Source organism: uncultured Flavobacterium sp., from assembly GCF_963975005.1.
Taxonomy (GTDB): Bacteria; Bacteroidota; Bacteroidia; order Flavobacteriales; family Flavobacteriaceae; genus Flavobacterium.
In genome coordinates, this window is record NZ_CAXBFR010000178.1 from 1 (window position 1) to 4143 (window position 4143).

The 4143-nt window shown below is 28.5% G+C and carries 4 protein-coding genes; 2 read left to right on the forward strand and 2 right to left on the reverse strand.

Going from position 1 to position 4143, the window contains the following annotated elements; all coding sequences use genetic code 11:
* Nucleotides 1-562 (reverse strand): DNA/RNA non-specific endonuclease (locus AACZ53_RS14045; protein WP_339839747.1); only part of this gene is annotated, 562 nt, incomplete at its 3' end.
* 69 nt (nucleotides 563-631) lie between these two features.
* Between AACZ53_RS14045 and AACZ53_RS14050 the strand changes: the two genes are divergently transcribed.
* Together AACZ53_RS14050 and AACZ53_RS14055 are read left to right on the forward strand one after the other, a co-directional pair.
* Nucleotides 632-916: a hypothetical protein gene (locus tag AACZ53_RS14050; protein ID WP_339839749.1), complete on the forward strand. Its 285-nt coding sequence runs from the start codon at nucleotides 632-634 to the stop codon at nucleotides 914-916.
* A gap of 444 nt (nucleotides 917-1360) precedes the next feature.
* Nucleotides 1361-2203 (forward strand): L,D-transpeptidase, encoded by an 843-nt coding sequence (locus AACZ53_RS14055; protein WP_339839751.1) that lies wholly within the window; start codon nucleotides 1361-1363, stop codon nucleotides 2201-2203.
* Between the two features lie 58 nt (nucleotides 2204-2261).
* On the opposite strand, the gene AACZ53_RS14060 is transcribed toward AACZ53_RS14055, so the two are convergent.
* The coding region (locus AACZ53_RS14060; protein ID WP_339839754.1) for a carboxy terminal-processing peptidase at nucleotides 2262-4143 on the reverse strand (1882 nt) is incomplete at its 5' end.

The window sequence follows — 4143 nt, forward strand, 5'->3', positions numbered from 1 at the left end:
CTTCTATACCAATTGTTTTTAATCCGTCTTCTAAAACACCTCCAGTAATTACATAAATACCATCATATCGTTCTGCCCAATACCTTGTTTTCTGTTCTAATCGATTCCAAATTCCAGCATTAAAATCATATAATTGTGGAGAAGCATTTGAAGTTAAAAAAGTCAACTCATACATTTCATAAGAACTTTTTCTATCTGCAGCCGGACAAAGATGCCCTTTGTTATAACCTGAATTCTTAAAGTTTCTCCAATCAGCCGATTTTGTTTTCACTGATTTATCTTGGTTAAAATAAGGTCTTTTATAATCTCCTTTAGACATATCACTTTTAGTTAACTCATATGCTACCCATTCAGCTTGTTCAAAATTTTCCTTGTAAGAAAAAGTATAAGCATCATTCGTATAAACATCATTTGAGGTTGAAGTTGGCAAATAATCAAACTTAGAATCTTGAGAGTATGTAGATGATGGTAGACTTTCATCGACTATATCAATAGAATTTACCTGTTTACAGGATAAAAACTGCAGTATGGCGAATAATAATAAAAATTTGACGTTCTTCATAATTATAAAAATCTCTTTAACTTGTTTTTTCTTAACTTTGTAAAGATAAATTAAATTAATAAAAACACTATGAAAACAAAATTAATACTTGCAATAACTATCTTAGCATTTCAATTTGGATTTAGTCAAGAACCTGTAAAAGTTGCCTCTGTGTCAATTGATTCTGCTAAAACTGCACCTTTAGAATTAGAAAAAGAAAAAAAAGCAAATGTACAAGCAGAAAAAGACAGATTGAAAGAAGAAAAAAATGAGCTTGAAGCTGAAAAAAAACAATTAGAAAAGGCTGAAAAGGAAAAAAATGATATAGAAAAAGAGCATCAAAAAGAACTTGAAAAAGCTAAAAAAAGAAGCTAAAAAAGCAGAAAAAGATAGAAAATCTTCAGAAAAAGCATTAAAAAAAAATAGAAAAAGAAAAAAAGAAATTAGATAATGCTACTAAGAATGTTGAAAAAACAGAAGATAAAATTAAAAAAGCAACTGCCGATTTAAAGAATGAAAGAGCCAAATATGAAAAAAACAAATTAAAAGGAAAACTTTCTCCTAATGAAGATGTTAAATTGAGAGAAAAATTGTTGAAAAAGGAAAACAAAATCAATGATTTACAACTTGACTTAGAAAAAGACAAGAAAGATCTAAACAAATTATTAAAATAGTTTAAATCTTTTATCTATAAAAAATCCCTTTCTTAATTTGAAAGGGATTTTTTTTGCTCAAATATGTGAAGTTAATAAAAGTTTTAAAAAATTATGTAAGTCACTTTAATACTATTTAAGTCAATTTTACAAAAATTAAATAGTTATGAAAAAATCAATTATTACATTAAGTTTTATTACTTTGTTTCTGCTCTCATGTAAAAACGAAACGAAAGAACCAACTAAAAAACTACCAGAAAGAAAAGAACCGAAAAATATATCTTTTAAATTAAATAATACTAAAAAATGGCTTGAGAAAAATAAAAACAATACTAAAATTTTAGATATTGCTTATTCAATAAACAGAGTTGATAAAGAAAACTTTACAAAATTGGATTCAATAATTATTCCAACAAATTTAACTGGTGATAAAGAATTTTATTTGCCCTTTCCTTTTGAAGTATATTCTTTAAACAATGTAGATAAAATTATAGTGTTTTCTTATCCAACACAAGCTTTTGCGACTTATGAATATGGTATTTTAACTTATGCAGGGCCAACAAGTATGGGGAGTAAAATACACAAAACTCCGACTGGTTTATTTTTTACCAACTGGCAAGCTGAGGAAACAACAAGCACCTTTAATGATGAATGGGAATTAAAATGGAATTTTAATATTGAAAACAAAGAAGGTATTGGTTTTCACGAGTACAGTTTACCTGGTTATCCTGCTTCTCACTCTTGTTTGAGATTGTTAGAAAAAGATGCAAAACATTTATATAATTGGGCAGATCAATGGGAATTAGCGAATGCTGAAACTGTAAAAATAAAAGGAACACCCGTTGTCATTTTTGGTAGTTATAATTTTGACGAACCAAAACCATGGTTACAATTAGTAAACAATCCAAAAGCATTATCTCTAAGTGAAAATGAAATTAACGCTATTATCAAACCTTATCTAAATACAATTTTAAAAGAACAAGAAAAAAGAAAAGCTTCAAAAGAATAAAGTCAAAAAAAATCCCATTTTCTCAAATGGGATTTTTTAATTTTAACCTATTTTAATCTTATTTTCTTGACTTATTCACTGAAACATAGTTTGAAGATTTTACTAATTTAGCAATGTCTTGTATTACATTTAATGACTCATCTACATAAGGATCTTTACTTAATTCAACATGCCATCTATCTCTTTTGTCTTTTAATAAAGTATCTTTTTTAAATTCTTCCATTTCATATGGTAATGAAGTAAAAGTTAAATTATTTTTATAGGTTTTAAGGCCATCATAAGTTTTATTTTTAGTCTCTAATTCAGCTAATTCTTTCTTGTATAGAACATAATTTAAACTTACCTCTTTATCATCTTTACGTTCAAAATTCCATTTCGCGTAAGAATCAATTAAGTTAAACTCAGGATTTTTCTCAACTCTCATTTTACTATTAGCTAATACTACATCAAAGTTAGCACCTGTGGTGTTGTAACTTGCAGGGGCAATTTTATCCCAAGGCAATGCTTCTGGCTCATCTCTTTCTCCTGTGTCAAAATAAGCAAAACGATCTGGCAAGACTATATCAGACAATACTCCTTCTCTTTGAGTTGAACCTCCGTTAATTCTATAGAATTTTTGAATAGTCGTTTTTAAAGAACCTAAATCACCTAAAGAGTTTCCTCTAACCATATCATTTAAATCAATTACGTTTTGAACAGTACCTTTTCCATAAGTATGTTTACTTCCTATAACAACACCACGTTTGTAATCTTGAATAGCAGCTGCAAAAATCTCTGAAGCTGAAGCTGAATACCCATTTACCATAACTACTAATGGACCATCCCATTGAACACTAGAATCTTTATCATCTAATATATTTGGTTCAGATTTTGCATATTTAACTTGTACAACTGGCCCTTTATCAATAAACAAACCAACCATATCTACAACCGTTTGCAACGAACCTCCACCATTGTCTCTTAAATCCATAATAATTCCTTGAACTTTTTGTTTCTTTAAACGTTCAATTTCGATCGCTACGTCTTTAAAAGCATCTCTTTTGTCTTTGTTGTCAAAAGAAATATAGAATTTAGACAAATAAATTATACCAAATAATTTTCCGTCTTTAACAACAGTACTAGATTTTGCAAAGGTTTCTTCCGTTTCAACAACGTCTCTGATAATTGAAATTACTTTTACTGTTCCATCAACGCGTTTTACTGTTAAACGAACCTCAGTTCCTTTTGGACCTTTAATTTTCTTAACTACGTCATCAATTCGCATTCCAGTTATATCGATTGGCTGTTCTTTTCCTTGAGCAACTTTTATGATGATATCTCCTTGTTCTAAATCTTTTCCTTTCCAAGCTGGCCCACCTGAAATTAATTCAGAAACTTCTACTCCAACATTTTTCTTTTGTAAACGTGCTCCAATTCCTTCGAATGTTCCACTCATACTTACATCAAAACGCTCTTTATTTTCAGGTGAAAAATAGAATGTATGAGGATCAAATCGCTCAACAATTGAATTCAAATAAACACCAAACCAATCATCTCTATTAAAATCTTTAAAATTCAAATAGTTATCGTCTAAGTTTTTTTCGATTGATTCTCTCGCTTCTTTTTCTAATTCAGCAAAAGTTTTAACTTCAACTTTATTAGTAGCATCAGCTTTCTCTTGGATTTTTTCTTTGTCATCAATAGAAGACAATACAGAAAATTTTAGCTGTTTTTCCCAGATTTGATATAACTCTTTTTTGTTTTTAGCAAATGGGATTTTTTCATAATCCACACTAATACTTTCATCCAATTTAAAATTAAATGGCTTCTCTAAAACATCTTTATAAATAGCTTCAGACTCATTCATTCTTTGAAGTAATCTATTGTAGGTTAAATCAAAAAATTTCAAATCTTTATTTTTAATAAAAGCTTGAGAATCTTCAGGTAATAATGTTGTATTT